Raw genomic sequence first — 20658 nt, 5'->3', positions numbered from 1 at the left:
GGGACGACGGCGAAGGGCGCCCTGAGATCTCAGGGCGCCCTTCGCCGTCGTCCCCCTGTGCCGGCTCAGTCGCCGGCGGCGTCCTTGCGGACCGACAGCAGGTCCTCGAGCTGTTCCTCTCGTGCCTGGGCGGCGACGAAGAGCAGTTCGTCGCCCGGCTCCAGGGAGTCCTCCCGGGTCGGCGTGAGAACCCGGTTGCCGCGGATGATGGTGACCAGCGAGGTGTCCTCCGGCCACTCCACGTCGCCGACCTGGGTGCCGGCCAGGGCCGACTCCTCCGGGAGGGTCAGTTCGACGAGGTTGGCGTCGCCGTGGCTGAAGCGCAGCAGCCGCACCAGGTCGCCGACGCTCACCGCCTCCTCGACCAGGGCGGACATCAGGCGCGGGGTGGACACGGCCACGTCCACGCCCCAGGACTCGTTGAAGAGCCACTCGTTCTTCGGGTTGTTGACCCGGGCCACGACGCGCGGGACGCCGTACTCCGTCTTGGCCAGCAGCGAGACGACCAAGTTGACCTTGTCGTCGCCGGTCGCGGCGATGACGACGTTGCAGCGCTGCAGGGCCGCCTCGTCCAGTGAGGTGATCTCGCAGGCGTCGGCCAGCAGCCACTCCGCCTGGGGGACGCGCTCGACCGAGATGGCCGTCGGCGCCTTGTCGACGAGGAGGACCTCGTGGCCGTTCTCCAGCAGCTCACCGGCGATCGAGCGGCCGACGGCGCCGGCTCCGGCAATGGCGACCCTCATCGGTGACCGTCCTCCTTCGGGCCTTCGGCGAACGACGCCTCGACCTTCTCGACCTCGTCGGTGCGCAGCATCACATGCACCAGGTCGCCCTCCTGGAGGACCGTCTGCGAGCTGGGCAGGATGGCCTCGCCGAGCCGGGTCAGGAACGCCACGCGGACGCCCGTCTCCTCCTGCATCGTGCTGATCTTGTGACCGACCCAGGACGCGGCGGCGTGCACCTCGGCCAGCTGGACGCCCCCGGTGGGGTCGCGCCACAGCGGCTCGGCGCCCGACGGCAGCAGCCGGCGCAGCATCTGGTCGGCCGTCCAGCGGACGGTGGCGACGGTGGGGATGCCCAGGCGCTGGTAGACCTCCGCGCGGCGCGGGTCGTAGATGCGGGCGGCGACGTTCTCGATGCCGAACATCTCACGGGCCACGCGGGCGGCGATGATGTTCGAGTTGTCGCCGCTGGAGACGGCCGCGAACGCGCCGGCCTCCTCGATGCCCGCCTCGCGCAGCGTGTCCTGGTCGAAGCCGACCCCGGTGACCCGACGGCCGCCGAAACCGGAGCCCAGTCGTCGGAAGGCGGTGGGGTCCTGATCGATCACAGCGACCGTGTGCCCCTGTTGCTCCAGGGTCTGCGCGAGAGCGGAGCCCACTCTGCCGCAGCCCATGATGACGATGTGCACGACCGTCCTTCCGAGGGTCAAGAAGTAAAGAAGTCCATAAATTTCTCGCCTGGCTGGGAACAGGGTCTCAGACCGCCGCCCAAGCTACACAGGCACGGTCGTCACAGGGCACCCCCGTGCACGGTCCGCGGGGCGCGGGGGAGGGCGGTTCAGCGCCGGCTGATGCTCCACAGACTCAGGAACGTAAGAACTCCCAAGCCTGCCAAGGCTCCTACGGCGCCGATGAGCTCCGCGGTCATGTGCATGGACCCTCCGGGGGGCGGCTGTGGGCGGGGAATTGTCATATAGACATGGCGACCGTCGCGGTCGTGGAATCCCCAGCCGCCGACCGGCCGATTTCACCCGGGAGGCAGACGCGCCACGCCGTCACCCGGCTGAGCCCGGGGGAGGGTGGGCGCTCCCGTGTTCGAAGCCCTACGATCCTCTGTTGTGTCCAAACTGACCGACGTGCCCAAACGGATCCTGATCGGGCGCGCACTGCGCAGTGATCGGCTCGGAGAAACGCTCCTGCCGAAGCGCATCGCTCTGCCCGTCTTCGCCTCCGACCCGCTGTCCTCCGTGGCCTACGCGCCTGGGGAGGTACTGCTGGTCCTGTCCATCGCGGGCGTGTCGGCCTACCACTTCAGCCCGTGGATCGCCCTCGCGGTCGTCGTGCTGATGTTCACGGTGGTCGCCTCCTACCGGCAGAACGTCCACGCCTACCCGAGCGGCGGCGGCGACTACGAGGTGGCCACCACCAACCTCGGCCCCAAGGCCGGACTGACCGTCGCGAGCGCGCTGCTCGTCGACTACGTCCTCACGGTGGCCGTCTCCATCGCCTCAGGCATCGAGAACCTCGGCTCCGCCATCCCGTTCGTCGTCGAACACAAGGTGGCCTGCGCGGTCGCCGTCATCGTGCTGCTGACGCTGATGAACCTGCGCGGCGTCAAGGAGTCCGGCAAGCTCTTCGCCATCCCGACCTATGTCTTCGTCGCCGGCGTCTTCATCATGATCGCCTGGGGCGCCTTCCGCGGGGTGGTGCTCGGCGACACCATGCGGGCGCCGACCGCCGAGTACACGATCAAGGCCGAGCACCAGGGCCTGGCCGGTTTCGCCCTGGTCTTCCTGCTGCTCCGCGCCTTCTCCTCCGGCTGTGCGGCGCTCACCGGCGTGGAGGCGATCTCCAACGGCGTGCCCGCCTTCCGCAAGCCCAAGTCGAAGAACGCGGCGAGCACGCTCGCGGCGATGGGCCTGCTGGCCGTCACCATGTTCTGCGGGATCATCGTCCTGGCCCTGGTCACCGACGTGCGGATGGCCGAGAACCCGGCCGCCGACCTGCTGCACAACGGCGTCGCCGTCGGCTCCGGGTACGTCCAGAACCCGGTGATCACGCAGGTCGCCGAGGCCGTCTTCGGCAAGGGCAGCTTCCTGTTCATCGTGCTCGCCGCGGCCACCGCGCTGGTGCTGTTCCTGGCGGCGAACACCGCCTACAACGGCTTCCCGGTGCTCGGCTCGATCCTCGCCCAGGACCGCTACCTGCCGCGCCAGCTGCACACCCGCGGCGACCGCCTCGCCTTCTCCAACGGCATCGTGCTGCTGGCCGGCGCTGCCACCCTGCTGGTCGTCATCTACGGCGCCGACTCCACCCGGCTGATCCAGCTCTACATCGTCGGTGTGTTCGTGTCCTTCACGCTCAGCCAGACCGGCATGGTCCGGCACTGGAACCGCCTGCTGGCGACCGAGAACGACCCGGTCAAGCGCCGTCACATGGTCCGCTCGCGGGCGATCAACACCTTCGGCGCCTTCTTCACCGGCCTGGTCCTGGTCGTCGTCCTCGGCACCAAGTTCACGCACGGAGCCTGGGTCGCCCTGCTCGGCATGGTGATCTTCTACGGGACGATGACCGCCATCCGCCGCCACTACGACGGCGTCGCCGCCGAGATCGCCGCCCCCGAGGGCCCCAGCGACGACAGCGTCCGGCCCTCGCGCGTCCACTCGGTGCTGCTCATCTCCAAGATCCACAGGCCGACGCTGCGCGCCCTCGCCTACGCCAAGCTGATGCGCTCCGACACCCTGGAGGCGCTGACCGTCAACGTCGACCCGGCCGAGACGAAGACGCTGCGCGACGAGTGGGAGCGGCGCGGGATCGACGTGCCGCTGAAGGTCCTGGACTCGCCCTACCGTGAGGTCACCCGGCCGGTCATCGAGTACGTGAAGAGCCTGCGCCGGGAGTCGCCGCGCGACGCCGTGTCGGTGATCATCCCGGAGTACGTGGTCGGTCACTGGTACGAGCACCTGCTGCACAACCAGAGCGCCCTGCGGCTGAAGGGCCGGCTGCTGTTCACGCCGGGCGTCATGGTCACGTCGGTCCCCTACCAGCTGCAGTCCTCCGAGGCGGCGAAGAAGCGGGCGCGCAGGCGCCAGGAGTGGAACGCTCCCGGTTCGGTGCGACGCGGACCGCTGCAGGAGGGGCGTCCGAAGGAGCCGTCGGCCCCGCGCAGCCGACCGGGCTCCGGCGACGCCGAGGGCTCCCCGGGGCCGGACGCGAAGGACTGACCCGCGTTCCGCGCGGGCGCCCGTTCCGTGCGGGCGCTCGTTCCGCGCGGACCCCGGCCCCCGCGCCCCGGCGCGTGGTGAACGGCCGGACGACAGCCACGTAGACTGGTGGGCTGTTGTCCGGCCGTTCCTCGTTCGACGTTGTGGAGTCACCCCGCCATGCAGGCAGAACCGAAGAATCCGCAGGCGGTGTCACTCGTCGGGCAGGAGTACGAGGTCGAGGTCGGCCCCGTCGCCCACGGCGGCCACTGCATCGCCCGGACCGACGCCGGCCAGGTCCTGTTCGTCCGGCACACGCTGCCCGGCGAGCGGGTGATGGCCCGGGTGACGGAGGGCGAGGAGGGCGCGCGGTTCCTCAGGGCGGACGCCGTGCAGATCCTCCAGGCGTCCAAGGACCGCGTCGAGGCTCCCTGCCCGTACGCCGGTCCCGGCCGCTGCGGCGGCTGCGACTGGCAGCACGCCAAGCCCGGCGCCCAGCGCCGCCTCAAGGGCGAGGTCATCGCCGAGCAGCTGCAGCGGCTCGCGGGCCTCACGCCCGAGGAGGCCGGCTGGGACGGCACCGTGATGCCCGCCGAGGGCGACAAGCTGCCCGCGGGCCAGGTGCCCCAGTGGCGGACCCGCATGCAGTACGCGGTGGACGCCGACGGCAACGCCGGTCTGCGACGCCACCGCTCCCACGAGGTCGAGCCGATCGAGCACTGCATGATCGCCGCGCAGGGCGTCAGCGAGCTGGGCATCGAGGAGCGCGACTGGTCCGGCATGGCCTCCGTCGACGCCATCGCCGCGACCGGCTCCCAGGACCGCATGGTGATCCTCGAACCCCGGCCCGGCGCCCGCCTTCCCCTGGTCGAGCTCGACAGGCCCGTCTCCGTCATGCGCGTCGAGGAGCACGACGGCGGCATCCACCGCGTCCACGGCCGCGCGTTCGTGCGGGAGCGGGCCGACGGCCGCACCCACCGCGTCGGCAGCGGCGGCTTCTGGCAGGTCCACCCGCAGGCCGCCGACACCCTCGTCAAGGCCGTCATGCAGGGCCTGCTGCCGCGCAAGGGCGACATGGCGCTCGACCTGTACTGCGGCGTCGGCCTCTTCGCCGGTGCGCTCGCCGACCGGCTCGGCGACAAGGGCGCGGTCCTCGGCATCGAGTCCGGCAAGCGCGCCGTCGAGGACGCCCGGCACAACCTCGCCGGCTTCGACCGGGTGCGGATCGAGCAGGGCAAGGTGGAGAGCGTCCTTCCCCGGACCGGGATCACCGAGGTCGACCTCATCGTCCTCGACCCGCCGCGCGCGGGCGCGGGCAAGAAGACGGTGGAGCACCTGTCGTCGCTGGGCGCGCGGAGGATCGCCTACGTGGCCTGCGACCCGGCCGCGCTGGCCCGGGACGTGGCCTACTTCCGGGACGGCGGATACCGGGTGCGGACCCTGCGGGCGTTCGACCTGTTCCCGATGACGCATCACGTGGAGTGCGTGGCGATTCTGGAGCCTGCCCAAAAGGGGCTCTGACCTGCGGTTTTCGTGGGTTTTTCAGGTGTGGCCAGTGGTGCTCGACCTGTTTCCCGAAGTTCACCGCGTGGAGCATGTTGTAGGTTCCCGCCACGTGTCTCACCTGCGGGTTCGTAGCGGAGGCGTGGGTCCAGAACGTTCTGCCCCCTGTAAGAGACGGGTTCGGGAGAGGTCTTGACGCTCTTTCGACGCTGTTTCTGACGGAGCGTGAGGTGGTCGTCCTGAATCAGATGGCGCCGGTCAATCGGCTTGTCGGGCTAACCCGTCGAGCAGCGCGCCAGGGCTGTTCTTCGGGCTCGGGTCATACGGCTACAGGTCTCGGGTTGACGTGTGCAGATTGCGCCGGCCTCGTTACCCTGTGTCGCAAGGAGTGCCGAGGTGCGCGGGGGGCAGGGATGAGCACGGGGGATGCGGTGCGTCCGGCCGCGGTGGAGCGGGGGATTGCGTTCGCCGATGTGCTCTTCTCTCTGGAGGACATCCCAGAAGGAGCCGTCGTACCGGAGCCGGAGGGACTTGGCTGCGACTGAGGCAGCGGTCGACCGAACTCTCGGGAGCGGTATTCCGGTCCGGATTACTCGGTGCGAATTCGCACACCTGATCTCTCGGGCAATCCGCGAAAAGGGAAGAGGATCCCTCGATTCCGCGCCGTCGAAGCCCCTGACCTCATCATCAGGGACGGCCAGAAAACGCCAGCGAACCGGCCCTGCAGCTCAGGTATTGTCATCCAGGCGCTCCGGTGAGGACGGTGGGTGGAGTTCTGGGGGGAAACATCCGTGGGCGAGCGGCTCGGTTTCAAGATCCTTGGGCCCCTGTCGGTGACTGCGAACGGCCGTGCGCTCACCGTCGGCGGTGCGCGCCAGCGAACGGTCCTGGCTCTGCTGCTGCTCAACCCTGGCCGGATCGTACCTGTCGACACACTCGTCGACGGTGTCTGGAACAGTGGCCCGCCCGCCACCGCCCGCACGCAGATCGCGATCGTGATCGCCGCCCTGCGCAAGGCCTTCAAGGCCGAGGGCGTCACCGAGGACGTCATCGTCACCGCCCACCCCGGATACGTCCTCAGATCCGAGGGGCACGCGGTCGACTCGGTGGACTTCGCCCGGCTGGTCAAGGACGCCGAGACGGCTGTGGAGCAGGGCCGGCACGCCGACGCGGCCGACAGCTACGCGCATGCCCTCGCCCTGTGGACGGGCCCCGCCTTCGCCGGTATCGCCGGCCCGTTGGTGGAGGACGAGGCCGCCCGGCTTGAAGGACACCGTCTCAACGCCTATGACGACGCCACCTCCGTCCTGCTGGAACTCGGCAACCACCAGGACCTCGTACCGGAGTTGGCGGCAGTCGTGCGGGAGCATCCGTTGCGCGAGCGCACCCGGCACCATCTGATGCTCGCGCAATACCGGTCCGGGCGGCGGGCCGAGGCGATGGGCACCTTCCGGGAGGCGCGCTCCCAGTGCATCGAGGAACTCGGCATGGAGCCGGGCCCCGACCTCCAGGAACTGCACGACGCGATCCTGCGCGACGACCCCTCCCTCGCCCCCGCGCCGCCGGTCGTCACCGCCGACGTGCTGCGCTCCCACTCCGTCATCGTCCCTTCCGAACTTCCGCCGGACGTGCCCGGCTTCACCGGCCGCGAGCCCGAACTGGCGGTACTGGAGCTGCTGGTGGCGGACCGGGACCGGCAACAGGGGCCCGCCTTCGCGCTGATCACCGGCATCGCGGGCGTCGGCAGGACCGGCCTTGCGGTCCGCTGGGCCCACCGGGTCGCCGCCCACTTCCCGGACGGACGGCTCTTCGCCGACCTGCGCGGCTACGACGAGGAGCACGAGCCGACCGTCGCCGCCGACGTCATCAGCCGGTTCCTGCGTTCGCTGGGCGTGCCCAGTGATTCAGACACCGCCGGAGATGGAGGCGCTCGTCGCGCTGTACCGCAGCGTGCTCGCCGAGCGGCAGGTGCTCGTCGTCCTGGACAACGTCCGCTCCTATGCGCAGCTGCGCACCCTGCTGCCCGGCAGCAGGCGCTGTGCCGTGCTGGTCACCAGCCGGGATCAGCTGGAGGAACTGGTCACGTGGCCGCAGGAAGCCCGGGTGCACCTCGGCGTGCTGCCCGAGCCGGAGGCCGTGGAACTGCTCGGACGGATCGTCGGCACCGAACGCATCGCCTCCGCCCGCGCCGACACCGTCAGGCTGGCCGAGCTGTGCGACCGGCTGCCGCTGGCACTGCGCATCGCCGCCTACGCCCTGCTGGGACTGGGGGAGAGCCGCCTGGGCGCGGACGAGGTGGAGGCCGCCGCGACCACGCTGACCGAGGCGCTGGAGATCGTCGAACACATCGACTCCCCCCTCGTCGACGGCCGGATCAACCTCGTCCTCGGCGACACGCTGCGCCGGTTGGGCCGCCATGACGCGGCGCGGGAACGGCTGACCGCCGCCCACGACGTGTTCGTCCGCGTCGACGCCCCGCAGTGGCGCGCGGAGGCGGAACGCGCGCTGGCCCGGCTGGAGATAGAGGAAGGCTGACGCCGGGCGCCGGCAGGGCGGGGAGGGCCGGGGAGCCCGGGTCCTCCTGTGCCGTTGTAGACGACCGATACCCCACCGATATGCGGGCTGCCTGCGTTCAGCCGGTACCACTGCCAGCCGAAACGTTTCTCGCCGCTCGGACTCGGCGTCCTCGACCTCGCCGTCGGCAAGCACGTCCACGACCGGCTGCTCGACTCCGGTGAACTCGCCGTGGAGCAGGACTTCTCCCACGAGCTGCGCCGCTACGGCTGACCATCGCCCGCCACCTTTCGATGACGGGGCACACCTGTGACCACACTGCTCGACTCACCGCCTTGAGCGGCCGGCGCACCACGCCGGTCCCTCACCATCCAGGTCGACGAGATCGTCCTGCCCCCGCACGACCCGCTGGACCTGCTGTCAGAGGACGGTCGAACCTCCGTCCAGGATAAGGTCCTGCCCCACAGCGAAGGCGGAGGCGTCGGAGGCCAGGTACACGACGGCTTCCGCGACCTCCTCGGGCAGACCCATGCGGCCCAGCGGTATGCCGGCGCTGATCCCCTCCAGGACCGCCGCCTGCACGGCGGGGTCCTCGATGCCGAGCTTGGAGTAGAGCGGGGTGTCCACCGGGCCGGGGCTGACCGCGTTGAACCGGATGCCGTGCGACTTGAAGCAGGTCCGCGTTCCACGACCGCATCAGGGAGGAGACAGCCGCCTTCGTCGCGGCGTAGGCGTTCGCCTGCCCGTAGCCGCGGTGCACGCTGGCGGACGCGTTGAGGATGACCGAGGACGGGTTGGCCAGCACCGGCACCAGGGCCTGCGTGAGGAAGAAGACGCTCTTGACGTTGATGTCGAAGAGCCGGTCGAAGCTGTCCTCCGTGTGGTCCTCGAACGACGGCCAGTCCGAGACGCCGGCGTTCAGGAACGCCACGTCCAGACCCCCGCCTTCGCCATCACCAACGAGATCGTGCTGATGGCCCTGGGCCTCGGTATCGGCGCCATGTACGTCCGTTCGCTCACGGTCTACCTGGTCCGCCAGGGCACCCTGGACGACTACGTCTACCTGGAGCACGGCGCGCACTACGCGATCGGCGCCCTGGCTGTCATCCTGCTCGTCACGATCCAGTATGAGATCCACGAGCTCATCACTGGTTCCGTTGGCGTCATCCTGGTCCTTCTGGTCCTTCTGGTCCTTCTGGTCCTCGGTCCGCCGCAACAAGGCGATCGAGGCGGCTGGCCTGACGGACGGCGAGGAGAAGAAGCAGGTCTCCACCCTGGCGTGAAGGCCGGCAGAGAGCGGCAGACGCAGCCCTTCCCAGTGTCGGATCAGGTCATGACGACTGCTCCGGCGCAGGGAACTGCCGACGGCCCACCCTTCGCCGTCCTGCCCGAAGCCGAATCTTGCGTAGCCGAAGTCTGGGACCTTCGAGGAGCCGCGCATCCCGGTGCGAACTGATCGGGGATTCGGCGTCGAACAACGTCTTCGGCAACACGACGTCATTGCTGGTGACCGTGAACGAGTTGCTCCCGCTCGTACGCCCGGTATCCGGGGCGGCCCCGGTGGGAGCTGGTGATCGAGGACCTGCCGTTCGGTCCGCTCGGGATTGTCCCCCATGGTGATCAGCAAGGTGGCTCGTACGATCGTCTGCAGAGCAGTGCTTCCACACGGCGGTTCGGTTCATGAAGGAGCCGGGCGCGCACGTGGTGAAGCTGCAGGGCATTGCGGAAGTGGTGCCGCAGCTGGAGCTGTTGACCCGCTGCAGAGTTCAAACCTCTGGTCCGCCGCCGGTCTCGCCGTGGCCCGCCACGACTCCCCGAGACCGCCGAGCTGCTCGCCTCACCGACACTCCCCCGCAGGACGAACATTCTGCTGCCCTGGACGGGGGCGGATGGCGCCGACGCCTGCTACCTGCCGCTGCCGAATCCGCTCACCACGAACATGCGGTGAGCACCCGGCGGCCCGGCCAGTGTGCCGCGCGACATGACCAATGTTCGCTGCATGGCTCCGGCGCGCTCCCTACGCGGCGTGTACCCACTTCAGGGCAGACGCGCGGAGTCCCTCGATCGTCCGTCGGACGTCCGCGACCGGCGCGCAGTGGCCCGGCCGTGCGGTCATGGCCATGGCCAGGCTCCGGCGGGCCAGCTCGCCGTCGCCCGGGGACCAGACGGAACGCTTCTCGAGATCCATGAGCGCGTAGTCGACGCCTCCCTCGGCCGCGACGCCCAGTTCCGCGAGGGCGTCCTTGGCCGCGGCGACGACGACAGCGCCGCAGAGCCTCGCCGCGACGCCGGCCTCGCCCTCGTCGGCGGCGCGCTCCGCGAGCGTGAGAACGGCGTCGGAGCCGCTGCCCAGCGCGTTCATGTCGTGCGTCAGGAACAGACCGCGGATGTCCTCCATGACGACGTCCAGGTACAGCTGCCGGTAGAACGACGGGCAGGCACAGTCCCGTACGTCTGCCCGCCACCAGTAGTTGACCGAGACCGAGGCTTCGTCCTGGGCGGAGACCTGGTGCCACCAGAAGGCCGGAAGGAAGAGCAGGTCACCCGGCTCGACCACGGCCTCCCAGTACTCCGCCTGCTCGAACCTGGGGAACTGCTGCAGGTCGGGGGCCTTCAGGTCGACGCGGCTCAGGTGCCGGGTGCGGATGTCGAGCGGACCCGGGTAGAGCAGGTCGCTCTGGTCCGGGTTGAAGAGCAGGAATCGCTTCGTCCCGTCGAGCTGCGCGAATAGGTTGTGCATGTTGTCGTAGTGCAGGGGGGTGTTCGACGCGCCCGAGGCCATCCACAGGTTGATGTCGGTGATGGCCGCGGCCGGAACGCACGGGGGGACGACGAGTTCGCCGTGCAGCTCGGGAAGCCTGTCGGCGATCGACATCTGCTGCATGCTGAGCCGGCGGCCGGACCGCGTGTCGCGGAACTCGGCGGCGAGCCGAGATCCGCGCATGTGCTCGTAGCGCAGACCCTCGCGTGCGTCCAGATTGTACCGGAACGCGCCGTCCGCCTCCGCGATGCTGACGGGCATCTCGCGGTCGCCCAGACGCTCGGAAATGTACTCGGGAGTCCACTTCTGCATGGCGTCGAGCGCGTCGGTGCCGCGGATCACCAGCGGGGTCGTGGTGAGGACCGAAGCGCGGGTGAGGGGTTCTTCGGGCAACGAGGAAACGATGTCCACGTGTCCCAGCGAGCGGGCTCCCGGCATGACAGCTTTCCCTTCCGAAGGAAACGTGTGCGGAAGAACCGATGCCTGGGTCCGTCCGTCACCGGGCTTCGGGCGATCCGAACCACGATGTTCGACAGAGGTGTTCATGTCGAGGCGTGAGTGTCCGAACACCCGCCGAGTCCCCGATCCGGTCGTTCAACCGGCGCATCCGCTGCAGTTGATCGGGCTGACGAAGGTGGCGACCCGCCCGCCCGCTGCGGCAGACTCCAGGAGAACCGAGCCCGGGCCTGCTCGATCGTGCGGAGACACGGAATCCATGGCGGGCGCTCACCGCCCGGTGCGAGGACCGGGGGCCGCCCCGGACACGCGGGCGCAGAACATCCCCGCGTCGTCCCGGGTACCCGCAGACAACCCACACCGGCGCATCGCGTACCGCTTCGGAAGGAACACCCCACGCTTGAGCCACAGCACAGCACTCACCGGCCCGCGCAAGACAGCGGTCGCGATGGCCCAGCCCCTTCCATCCGTAATCCCGGCGCAGCGGCGATGGCGCGCACCGCATGTCCAGCTGCCGACACAGTTCAGGCCGCGCTGAGCGGTTCGGGCATTACTTGCCGGCAGCCGGATTCGCGGATCTCGCCCGCGCCCGCCCGCCCGTTCGCCCGCGCGGAGAGGAGAGTCCCGTGAATCCGACGCTCGAACCCAGCGTGCTCCATCTGCTGCGCCGCCACGCAACCGAGCGGCCCGACCGGACCGCCGTGACGTTCGTCCACGACCACGACGCGCCCGACGGCGCGCGGAGCCTGACCTACGCCGAGTTGGATACGGAGGCCCGCCGCGTCGCGTCCTGGCTGCAGGAACGCTGTGCCCCCGGCGACCGGGCACTGCTGCTGCACCCGGCCGGGCTGCCGTTCGTCACCGCCTTCCTCGGCTGCCTCTACGCCGGGGTCGTCGCGGTGCCCTCACCGATGCCGGGTCAGTTCCAGTACCAGCAGCGCCGCGTGACGAAAATCGCCAACGACGCGGACCTGAGCGTGGCACTCACCGACGTCGGCCAGCTGCACGAGGCACAGCAGTGGGCCGCCGGCAGCGGAGTCGATCTGCCCGTCGCGGCCAGCGACGCCCCCGACTTCGGCGACGGTGGGAGCTGGCGCGACCACAGCGCCACCGCCCAGGACCTGGCGCTGCTGCAGTACACCTCCGGCTCGACGGGCGACCCCAAGGGCGTCATGGTCGACCACGCCAACCTGCTGCACAACGCGGCCAGCTTCGGCCGGGCCCTCGGCTTCACCGAGGAGACCAACTTCGGCGGCTGGATCCCCCTGTACCACGACATGGGCTTGATGGCGCAGACGCTGCCCGGCCTCTTCCTCGGCAGCCAGGTCGTGCTGATGTCGCCGATGGCCTTCCTCAAGCGCCCGTACCACTGGCTCAAGCTGATCGACCGCTACGACATCGGCCTCTCGGCCGCGCCCAACTTCGCCTACGAGCTGTGCACCCGGCGGGTCACCGACGAGCAGATAGCCGGACTCGACCTGTCCCGCTGGCGGTTCGCATGCAACGGCTCCGAGCCGATCCAGGCCAGCACGCTGCGGGAGTTCGCCGAACGCTTCGCCCCGGCCGGCTTCCGGGCTGAGCAGTTCGCCCCCTCGTACGGGATGGCCGAGGCCACCGTCTTCATCTCCGCCCGCGCGTCCCGCCCGCCGGTCTTCCGCGCCGTCGACGCGCAGGCGCTGGAGAAGCACCTCGTCCAGGACCCCGGGCCGAACGCCCCGGTGCGCGAGCTCGTGGGCTGCGGCGACGCCCTCGGCTCCGACGTGCGCATCGTCGACGAGCAGGGCACCGTGCTGCCCGACGGCACCACCGGCGAGATCTGGCTGCGCGGACCGAGCACCGCCAGAGGCTACTGGGGCCGTCCGGACGCGACCGAGCAGACCTTCCACGCCCGCACCGCCGACGGCGACGGACCCTATCTGCGCACCGGCGACCTCGGAGTCCTCGTCGACGGCGAGATCTACGTGACCGGCCGCACCAAAGACCTTCTCATCGTGCACGGCCGCAACCTCTACCCGCACGACATCGAGCACGAACTGCGGCTGCAGCACGCGCCGCTGAGGACCCTGGCCGGCACCGCCTTCACCGTCCCCGTGCCGCACGAGGAGGTCGTGGTGGTGCACGAGATCCGCGGCCGGTTCACCGAGGAGCAGCTGCGCGAACTCACCGTCGCCATGCGCGCCACCGTGCACCGCGAGTTCGGCGTGCACGCCGCGGGCATCGTGCTGCTGCGGCCCGGTGCCGTCCGCAAGACCACCAGCGGCAAGGTGCAGCGCAGCGAGATGCGCGACCTCTTCCTGGCGGGAGACCTCACCCCGCTGTACGCGGACCTGGCCCCCAGCCTGCGGACGGCTCGGGCGGGAGCGGCCGGGTGAGCGCGCGTGTGCCGCAGTGGCCCGTCGGCGTACCGGCCGCGCTGGCCGAGGCGATGGACACGGCGGCTGCGGCGGGCGGTCCGTTCAGCGGGCGCCGAACCGCGGAGCTGGACGCCGCGGAGGCCTTCCCCGACCACGAGTGCGCCCTGCTGGACGCCGCTGGCTTACCCCGCGCCTACGTACCGGCCCCGCTCGGCGGAGCCTGCGGGGGGCTGCCCGAACTGGTCGACGCGCTGCGCGTGGTGGCGGCCCGCGACCTGACGGTCGCCGTGGCCCACGGCAAGACCTTCCTCGGCTCGGTGTCGACCTGGGTCGCCGGAACCGAGGAGCAGCAGCGGGCCTTGGCCGCCCTGGTCCGCGACGAGCACGCGGTGGTCGCCTGGGGCCTGACCGAGCCGGGCATCGGCAGCGACCTGCTGGCCGGTACCCTGGCCGCCGTCCCCGCACCGGACGGCGGATGGCGGCTCACCGGCGAGAAATGGCCGATCAACAACGCCACCCGGGGGCGGCTCATCTGCGTCCTGGCGCGCACCGGCCCGGACGGCGGGCCGCGCGGGTTCAGCCTCTTCCTGGTCGACAAATCCACCCTCCCGGACGGCGCCTGGCAGCCGCTGCCCAAGGAACCCACCCACGGCATCCGCGGCGCGGACATCAGCGGGATCCGTCTGTACGACGCGCCCGTCCCGGCCGACGCGCTGATCGGGGGGATCGGCGACGGCCTGAGCATCGTCCTGAACGCGCTGCAGGTCACCCGCACCATGTGCGTCGCGCTCTCCCTGGGCGTCGGCGAGCATGCGCTGCGCCTGACCGCCGAGTTCGCCGCCGAACGCGCCCTCTACGGCACTCGGCTGCTGCTTCTGCCGCTGGCCCGGCGCACGCTGGGCCGGGCCGCCGCCTCCCTGGCCCTGGCCGACGCCGCCACCCTGCTGGCGGCACGCAGCGCCCACGGACTCACCGGCGAGATGAGCACCGTCTCGGCCGCCGTCAAGGCCGGGGTGCCGTGGATGATCCAGCAGGCCATCGACGACCTCGCCGAAATGATGGGTGCTCGCGGATTCCTGACGGAGCATCATGCGGACGGCGCGTTTCAGAAAATGGAACGTGACCACCGGATCGTGGCCGTCTTCGACGGCAGCACCGCGGTCAACCGCTCCCTGCTCATCTCCCAGTTCCCCCTGCTGGCCCGACTGATCCGCACCGGCGCCCACGACGCGGCCGGACTCGCCGCGGTCACCGGGGAGACCTCGCTGCCCGACCTCGACTTCCGGGCCCTGCGCCTGGTGAGCCGCACGGGCTGCAGTATCGTCCAGTCGGTGCCGGACGCCGCCGGGCGGGTCGCCGCTCTGGCCGCCGCCGGCTCCCTGCCGGAGCGCGTCGCCGAACTGGCCGCCCAGCTTTCCGCGCAGACGCGGGCGCTCGCGGACGCCATGGCCGAACTGCCCCCGAGCGCAGGGTCCGCCCCGGCCGCGGCCTTCGCCGTAGCCCGGCGCTTCGAGCTGTGCTTCGCCGGTGGCGCCGTCCTCCACCTGCTCGCCGCGCCCGGCGGCCAGGAGCGCACGGTGACCCTGACCGCGGCCCTGGAGAGGTGCCTGGAGCTGCTGGTGCCCGGCCACCGGCCGCCCTCCGACGCCTACGAGCCCCTCGTCCCGCCCCTCGCGCACCCCGTGGAGGAAACGGTCCGATGACCCTTGTCGATCCCGCCGGAAGCACCGCCCCCTCAGCAGCCGCCGACCCGAGCGACCGGCTGGAGGCCCTGCTCGGCCACGCCGGCGACCCCGCCAACCCGGTCGGCCGGGCCGCGGTGCTCGCAGCCGACGCCCAGGGCACCCTGCTCACGGCCGGCGAGGAGATGCTCACCGCCTTCGGCCTGAACGCCCAGTTCGTCCCACAGGCCCTGGGCGGCCGGTTCACCGGTCCGGAGGAACTCATCGCCGTCATGCGCGCCGTCTACCGGCGCGACCCCTGCCTGGGCCTCGGCTACGGCGTCGGCTCCTTCATGGCCGCCGTCAACGTCTGGACCGCCGGCAGCGTCGAACAGCAGGCCCGGCTCGCCGAGCACCTGCTCTCCGGGGGCCGGTTGGCCTGCGGCTACCACGAGTTGGCCCACGGCAACGACTTCGCCCGCGCCGAGGTCCGCGCGCTGCCTGGTCCGGACGGGCGGCTGCTCCTCAACGGCCGCAAGGAAGTGGTGGCCAACATCACCCGGGCCGGCGCCATCGTGGTCTTCGCCCGCACCAGCGACGCCTCCGGCAGCCGCAGTCACTCCCAGCTCCTGCTGGAGGCGGACCGGCTGCCACCGGAGACCGTCACCCACCTGCCCCGCTACGGCACCGTCGGGATGCGCGGCGTACCGCTCGGCGGGATCGAGTTCACCGACTGCCCCGTCCCGGCCGACGCCGTGGTCGGCACCCCCGGCCACGGACTGGAGACGGCCCAGCGTTCCTTCCAGCTCACCCGGATCGCGCTGCCCGGCATGACCGCCGGCCTGCTCGACACCGCGCTGCGCACCGCCCTGCGCGGCGCGCTCGGCCGCCGGTTGTACGGCGGCACCGCCGCCGACCTGGCCCTGTCCCGGACGCTGCTCGCCGAGGCCTTCGCGGACCTGCTGCTCGCGGACGCGTTCGTCACCGTGGCCGCCCGCGCGGCCCACACCGCTCCCGCGCAGTGCGCCGTGTACGCCTCGGCCGTCAAACTCACCGTCCCGGCGCTGCTGATGGCGGCCGTCCGGCGGCTCGGCGACCTGCTCGGCTCACAGTTCTACCTGCGCGACGCGGAGCAGCCGCTGTTCCAGAAGCTGCAGCGCGACGTGCTGCCCTCGGCCTTCGGTCACGCCTCCCGGGTCTCCTGCCAGTCCGCGCTGCTGCCGCAACTGGCGCTGACCGTAAGGCGGACCTGGAGCAAGAAGGACGGGCCGGTGCTGCCCGACGTCACCTTCCGGCCCGGTGAGGCGCTGCCGCCGATGGACTTCGGCGCCCTCGCCGTCACCGCGGGCGGACGTGACCCGCTCTCCCGGACCCTGCTCGAGGGGGCCGAGCGGCGCACCGGCGAGGACCCGGCGATCGCCGCGCAGGCCGTGGAGCATGCCGCCGAGGTGCGGGCGCTGGCCGCGGAGGCAGCCCTGCTCACCCCCGCCCAGCTGGGCCCCGCGGCACCGCCCGAGGCCTTCGACCTGACGACCCGGTGGGCCTCGGCGCTCGCCGCCGCGGCCTGCCTGGGCCTGTGGTGGCAGCGGCCGCGGGACGGGCGCGGCCTGGGCGCCGAGCCCGCCTGGGTCCTGGCGGCGCTGCACCGCCTGGGTGCCCACACCGGGCGCCATCACGACCCGCTGCCCGAGCCCCTCACCGAGCGTCTGTACGCGGAGCTCCTCCGGCGCCACGACGCCGGCCTCACATTCGACCACGCGTGCCGCCCCACCGGCGCGTGAGCCCGTCGTGACCGTCCCCCCAGACCTGCCCCCCAGACCTGCCCCCCAGACCCGACTACCAGGGAGGTTCCATGGCCGAGACCACCGACCACGCGGACGCCGTCGACACCGAAGAGATCCGGCAGTGGCTGCGCGGCTGCGTGGCCGCAAGCGTCCGGCTCCCCACCGAGAACATCGACTTCGAGGTTCCGCTGTCCGAATACGGCCTCGACTCGGTATACGTGCTCAGCCTGTGCGCCGACATCGAAGACCGCTACGGCATCGAGGTGGAGCCCACCCTGCTCTGGGACCACCCCGCCATCGGCCCGCTCGCGGACGCCCTCACGCCGCTGATCGCCGGCGGCAGGTCGTAGGTCGTTGGAGCACAACGTACGAAGGGCCGCCGGTTCCCGGCGGCCCTTCGTACGTCGCGTCACCCGTGGCCAGTGCCCCGTGTCAGGCCGCGGTCAGCCCGACCGGGAGGCGTTCGGGGCCGTTGACGACGATCGAGTCGAGCAGCTTGGGCTCGCCGGCGAGCTCCACCCGCACCGACCGGTCCAGCAACTCGCCGTAGAGCAGTCCTAGTTCGACCTTCGCCAGCATGCTGCCGAGGCAGAAGTGCTCGCCGAACCCCAGGGCCAGGTGCCGGTTGGGCTTGCGGGTGACGGTGAAGGTGTCGGGGTCGTCGAAGACGGTCTCGTCGCGGTTGGCCGACGGCAACCAGAAGACAACTGGGTCGCCCGCCTCGATCCTCTTGCCGTGGATCTCGGTGGTCCGGGTGGCGGTCCGCATGATGTGGGTGGCGGTCGACGTCCAGCGCAGCACCTCCTCGACCGCGGACGGCAGCAGCTCCCGGTCCTCGGCCACCTGCCGCCACTGCTCGGGGTGTTCGAGGAAGGCGAGCATGCCTCCGGCGGCGGCGATCCGGGTGTTCTCGGTGCCACCGACCAGCAGGTTGTCGCAGTTGAGGATGACGTCCTCCGCACCGAGCCGCTCGCCGTCGAGGGTGGCCGTCGCCAGCACGCTCACCAAGTCGTCCGCCGGCCGTCGCGCCTTCTCCGCCTGGAGCGACTCGAAATACCCGAGGATGTTCAGGTGGGCGAACCGGCGGTCGAGCGGGTCGCCGGCCGCGAATGCCTGGCTGGTCAGGTCGTAGAGATACTCCCAGTCGGACTCCGGCACCCCCATCATCTTGCAGATCACATAGAGCGGCACGCGCGCGGCGACGTCCGCCACGAAGTCACAGGTGCCCTGCTGCAGCGCCTTGTCGACGATCCCCTTGGTGATTCCCGCCATCTCCGCCTCGAGTCGGCGAACCGAGCGCACCGAGAACCACTCGTCCACCAGGCCGCGCAGCTGGCGATGGCGCGGCGCGTCGGTCAGGGCCAGGGTGCGGCCGCCGCCCGGGTCGACGCCGTGGTCGGCCGGCCGGAGCAGGATCCCCTGGGCCGAGCTGAATGTCTCCGCATCCCGGTAGGCGGTGCGCACGTCCTCGTAGCGGGTCAGTGCCCAGAAGCCGGGCAGCTCCGTGGCCGGGTGCCAATGCACCGGATCGTTGGCCCGCAGCCAGCGCCACTGCACAAAAGGATCGCCGTGCGAGTACAGTCCGGGATCCACCAAATTGATCGGCGGGGCCGATTCGGCCGGCGCATTGTGCATGGGAATGCCTCACAGGATCGTCGGAATTCGAGACCGAAATATCATGCACGTGTCCGGGGCGTCGGCGGAATGTGGTCCGGAAACCCGGGACCGGGCGCCGATGTGAAGCGCCATTCCGTACGACTGTCAACCGCGTTCGGGCAGCACGTCCGAACAGTGTTCAACCGGCGCGGCGGCACAGTTGAACGGCCTGCCCCGGACCTGCCAGGTCGCAGGCGCGGCAAGGCCGTTCGAGCGGCCGAAGCTCATTGATCGCATCAGCGTCCCTGAGCCATAGTGGATCACGTCCCGGGCGGTGGAGAGTGCGTGCCGGGGGAAACGTGTTCGGCGTCGAGGACGCCTTTTGCGGCAAGGGGCCGCATTTTGCGATTCCATCGGGACGCCAATTATTCAGTTCCGGCTGGCCCGCCTCATGACTGCATCGCAGGGTGTCGGTCGAACCTGCGCGCTGCTAGAGGTTCCTGCTGTCGCCTGCCGGTCGATGAGTCGAACCGAATGGAGTGCGCGGGAATGGCTACGTCTGAGGGTGGACTCCGGGAGTTGATGGCCGGCCAGCTCGCGATCTGGTATGGCCATCAACTCGCGCCCGAGAACCCGTACTTCAACGGTGGCGAATACCTGGAGCTCCACGGAGACGTGGACCTCGGCCTCCTGGTGCGGGCTTCACGACGCCTGATGGAGGAGGCCGACGCCGTTCGGCTGCGGATCCGCGAGGTCGACGGGCAACCGCTGCAGTACTTCCACGACGTGGCGGACTACCCGGTGGACGTCATCGACGTCAGCGGCGACGCCGACCCGCGTGCGGCCGCCGAGCGTCTGATGTGGGAGGACATTCGGCAGGAGCGAGGGGCTGCCGACCGCGCCCTCTACGGCATCAAGATCTTCACGGCCGGCCCCCGCCTCACCCTGTGGTACCAGCGCGCCTACCACGTCATCCTGGACGGCCGCAGCATCGGCCTGATCGTCGGCCGGCTCTCGCAGATCTACAACGCGCTGCTGCAGGGCGACTCGGTGGACGAGACCGCCCTCCCGTCCAGCACCGTGCTGATGGAGGCGGAACGCGACTACCGGGCCTCCGCAGACTACGAGGCGGACCGGGAGTACTGGAGAGGCGTCCTGGCCGGGATGCCGGTGGCCGAGGACCTCGGCGGGAGCCACGCGAGGCGGGTCCAGGGAGCCCCCGTCCGGTCCTTGGAGGACGTCGACGACTCGGTCGCCGCGAACCTGAAATCGACCGCCCGCCGACTGGGTACCAACTTCGCCGGCCTGATGATCAGCGCCGCGGTGCTCTACCAGCACCACCGCACCGGGCAGCGCGACGTGGTCGTAGGCGTGCCGGTGAGCGGGCGCGTGGGGACGAGGGACCTCGCGGTTCCGCTCATGACCCACAACGTCCTCCCGATCCGGGTGGAGATCTCCCCGGACACCACAGTCGGGGACCTCGTGCGGCGCACGACCCGCGCGGTGTTCCAGGGCCTGCGCCACCAGCGCTACCGCTACGAGGAGATGCTCCACGACGCGGCGCTCGGCGAGGGCGACCTGTGGGACCTGACGATCAACGTGATGTCCTTCGACATCTACTCGCTGCCGTTCGGCGACTGCACCATCACCGCGCACAATCTGGCCAGCGGGCCGGTCGACGGCACCCGGATCGACGTCTACGACCGGTCCGGCATGGAGATCGCCGTCGACGTCAACGGCGACGCGCCAGGCCTCACGCCCGGCGACGAGGTCTGCCGCCGCTTCCTCGCCCTGGCGAACTGGCTCGCCTCCGTCGAGACCGACGAACGGGTCAGCCGGTCCGGCCTCCTGGACGCGGTTGAGCGTCGGCGTGTTCTGGTGGAGTGGAACGACACGGCGGTGGGGGTCGAAGGGGGCACGCTTCCGGGGTTGTTCGAGGCGCAGGTGGCGCTCACGCCTGGTGCGGTGGCGGTGGTGTTCGAGGGTGTGGAGGTGTCGTTCGCGGAGTTGGATGCGCGGGCGAACCGTTTGGCGCGGTTGTTGGTGGGGCGGGGTGTGACTGTCGGCTCTGTGGTGGGGGTGTGCCTGGAGCGCGGTGTTGAGT

13 protein-coding genes and 4 pseudogenes are annotated in these 20658 nt (G+C 70.7%); 11 read left to right on the top strand and 6 right to left on the bottom strand.

Annotated features, from left to right (window positions below):
- Positions 1–65: 65 nt before the first annotated feature.
- Both ABT300_RS29220 and ABT300_RS29215 read right to left on the bottom strand, forming a co-directional pair.
- Positions 66–743, bottom strand: coding sequence for a potassium channel family protein (locus tag ABT300_RS29220; protein WP_351681759.1), 678 nt, complete (start codon positions 741–743; stop codon positions 66–68).
- Entirely contained in the window at positions 740–1411 is a 672-nt protein-coding gene (locus ABT300_RS29215) for a potassium channel family protein (protein WP_057575491.1), read from the bottom strand. Before ABT300_RS29215 ends, ABT300_RS29220 begins: the two co-directional genes overlap by 4 nt.
- Before the next feature lie 429 nt (positions 1412–1840).
- On the opposite strand from ABT300_RS29215, the gene ABT300_RS29210 reads away from it, so the two are divergent.
- From ABT300_RS29210 to ABT300_RS29190, 5 genes and pseudogenes are all read left to right on the top strand, one after another.
- Positions 1841–3946 (top strand): APC family permease, encoded by a 2106-nt coding sequence (locus ABT300_RS29210; protein ID WP_351681757.1) that lies wholly within the window; start codon positions 1841–1843, stop codon positions 3944–3946.
- A gap of 159 nt (positions 3947–4105) precedes the next feature.
- Positions 4106–5446: a class I SAM-dependent RNA methyltransferase gene (locus ABT300_RS29205; protein ID WP_351681754.1), complete on the top strand. Its 1341-nt coding sequence runs from the start codon at positions 4106–4108 to the stop codon at positions 5444–5446.
- A 749-nt stretch (positions 5447–6195) separates the two neighbouring features.
- Positions 6196–6900: pseudogene (locus ABT300_RS29200) on the top strand (AfsR/SARP family transcriptional regulator); the annotation flags it as partial.
- Positions 6901–7348: 448 nt separating this feature from the next.
- Entirely contained in the window at positions 7349–7963 is a 615-nt protein-coding gene (locus ABT300_RS29195; RefSeq protein ID WP_351681752.1) for a tetratricopeptide repeat protein, read from the top strand.
- A 114-nt stretch (positions 7964–8077) separates the two neighbouring features.
- Positions 8078–8215: pseudogene (locus ABT300_RS29190) on the top strand (2,3-diaminopropionate biosynthesis protein SbnB); the annotation flags it as partial.
- A gap of 147 nt (positions 8216–8362) precedes the next feature.
- On the opposite strand, the gene ABT300_RS29185 reads toward ABT300_RS29190, so the two are convergent.
- Positions 8363–8569, bottom strand: coding sequence for an SDR family oxidoreductase (locus ABT300_RS29185; protein WP_351681749.1), 207 nt, complete (start codon positions 8567–8569; stop codon positions 8363–8365).
- A 103-nt stretch (positions 8570–8672) separates the two neighbouring features.
- Positions 8673–8981 (bottom strand): annotated as a pseudogene (locus ABT300_RS29180) (SDR family oxidoreductase); the annotation flags it as partial.
- Here ABT300_RS29180 and ABT300_RS29175 point away from each other — a divergent pair.
- Positions 8886–9225 (top strand): annotated as a pseudogene (locus ABT300_RS29175) (DUF475 domain-containing protein); the annotation flags it as partial. The pseudogenes ABT300_RS29180 and ABT300_RS29175 overlap by 96 nt on opposite strands.
- 734 nt (positions 9226–9959) lie before the next feature.
- Here the strand turns inward: ABT300_RS29175 and ABT300_RS29170 are convergent.
- A complete protein-coding gene (locus ABT300_RS29170; protein ID WP_351681747.1) occupies positions 9960–11096 on the bottom strand; it encodes a cupin-like domain-containing protein in 1137 nt (378 codons plus the stop codon).
- Positions 11097–11785: 689 nt separating this feature from the next.
- Here ABT300_RS29170 and ABT300_RS29165 point away from each other — a divergent pair.
- From ABT300_RS29165 to ABT300_RS29150, 4 genes are all read left to right on the top strand, one after another.
- Entirely contained in the window at positions 11786–13531 is a 1746-nt protein-coding gene (locus ABT300_RS29165; protein ID WP_351681745.1) for a fatty acyl-AMP ligase, read from the top strand.
- On the top strand, positions 13528–15216 hold the full coding sequence (locus ABT300_RS29160; protein ID WP_351681742.1) for an acyl-CoA dehydrogenase family protein: 1689 nt from the start codon (positions 13528–13530) through the stop codon (positions 15214–15216). The genes ABT300_RS29165 and ABT300_RS29160 overlap by 4 nt, the downstream gene beginning before the upstream one ends.
- On the top strand, positions 15213–16955 hold the full coding sequence (locus ABT300_RS29155; protein ID WP_351681739.1) for an acyl-CoA dehydrogenase family protein: 1743 nt from the start codon (positions 15213–15215) through the stop codon (positions 16953–16955). Before ABT300_RS29160 ends, ABT300_RS29155 begins: the two co-directional genes overlap by 4 nt.
- A 71-nt stretch (positions 16956–17026) precedes the next feature.
- A complete protein-coding gene (locus tag ABT300_RS29150; protein ID WP_351681736.1) occupies positions 17027–17308 on the top strand; it encodes an acyl carrier protein in 282 nt (93 codons plus the stop codon).
- A gap of 82 nt (positions 17309–17390) precedes the next feature.
- Here ABT300_RS29150 and ABT300_RS29145 read toward each other — a convergent pair whose 3' ends face one another.
- Positions 17391–18551 (bottom strand): cytochrome P450, encoded by a 1161-nt coding sequence (locus ABT300_RS29145; RefSeq protein WP_351681734.1) that lies wholly within the window; start codon positions 18549–18551, stop codon positions 17391–17393.
- Between the two features lie 552 nt (positions 18552–19103).
- On the opposite strand from ABT300_RS29145, the gene ABT300_RS29140 reads away from it, so the two are divergent.
- Positions 19104–20658: condensation domain-containing protein (locus ABT300_RS29140; protein ID WP_351681732.1), on the top strand; the 1555-nt coding region annotated here is incomplete at its 3' end.

This window comes from Streptomyces sp. NPDC001027, assembly GCF_040299045.1.
GTDB lineage: Bacteria > Actinomycetota > Actinomycetes > Streptomycetales > Streptomycetaceae > Streptomyces.
This window is presented reverse-complemented; position numbering and strand designations above follow the sequence as displayed.

Coding starts and splice junctions, on each gene's coding strand:
- ABT300_RS29220 (WP_351681759.1), bottom strand. CDS start 743: ATGAGGGTCGCCATTGCCGGAGCCGGCGCCGTCGGCCGCTCGATCGCC.
- ABT300_RS29205 (WP_351681754.1), top strand. CDS start 4,106: ATGCAGGCAGAACCGAAGAATCCGCAGGCGGTGTCACTCGTCGGGCAG.
- ABT300_RS29195 (WP_351681752.1), top strand. CDS start 7,349: ATGGAGGCGCTCGTCGCGCTGTACCGCAGCGTGCTCGCCGAGCGGCAG.
- ABT300_RS29155 (WP_351681739.1), top strand. CDS start 15,213: ATGACCCTTGTCGATCCCGCCGGAAGCACCGCCCCCTCAGCAGCCGCC.
- ABT300_RS29150 (WP_351681736.1), top strand. CDS start 17,027: ATGGCCGAGACCACCGACCACGCGGACGCCGTCGACACCGAAGAGATC.